2 protein-coding genes are annotated in these 505 nt (G+C 28.1%); both read right to left on the bottom strand.

Annotated features, from left to right (window positions below):
* Positions 1–106 precede the first annotated feature (106 nt).
* Positions 107–256: a hypothetical protein gene (locus HMPREF2658_RS14700; RefSeq protein WP_000695366.1), complete on the bottom strand. Its 150-nt coding sequence runs from the start codon at positions 254–256 to the stop codon at positions 107–109.
* A gap of 65 nt (positions 257–321) precedes the next feature.
* Positions 322–505, bottom strand: a 184-nt coding sequence (locus HMPREF2658_RS14770) for a hypothetical protein (protein ID WP_218117676.1), incomplete at its 5' end; no start/stop codon positions are given.

Here is a 505-nt window from a genome sequence, read left to right on the forward strand (position 1 = left end):
CGAATGGTCGGCTTAATAGCTCACGCTATGCCGATATTCGTCTGCAAGTTTAGTTAAGGGTTCTTCTCAACATCAATAAATTTTTTCGGCATAAATACGATGTTCCTTATTTATCCTCATAAAAAACAATAGCTGAAATATATAACCAATTACTGTGTGTTTGAATTTCTAATACATGAATATCATTCTTTAAAAACCTATTAACTTGTTTATCTAATTGACGATGAGTAAAAGTAGCGAAAGTTTTAATCTTCATGATATCTCTCCTTTTATAAAAAATAGCAATCCTTATTACAATATTAAACACTTTTATTTTGAATTTTAAGAGGCATTTTGAAGACTTAGAGGCAAATCATATAGGTTTGTACTTAAAAATCTATACAGTCTCTTAAAACGCAAATATGAGCCAAATAAATATATGCTAATTTCACAAACAAAAATTTCAGCAAAATCAGTGACTAATTTTTTAGATACTGCCCATTTACATGCAAATTTAAAAATTAGC

This window comes from Staphylococcus sp. HMSC062H10 (genome assembly GCF_001836945.1).
GTDB classification, from domain to species: Bacteria; Bacillota; Bacilli; order Staphylococcales; family Staphylococcaceae; genus Staphylococcus; species Staphylococcus aureus.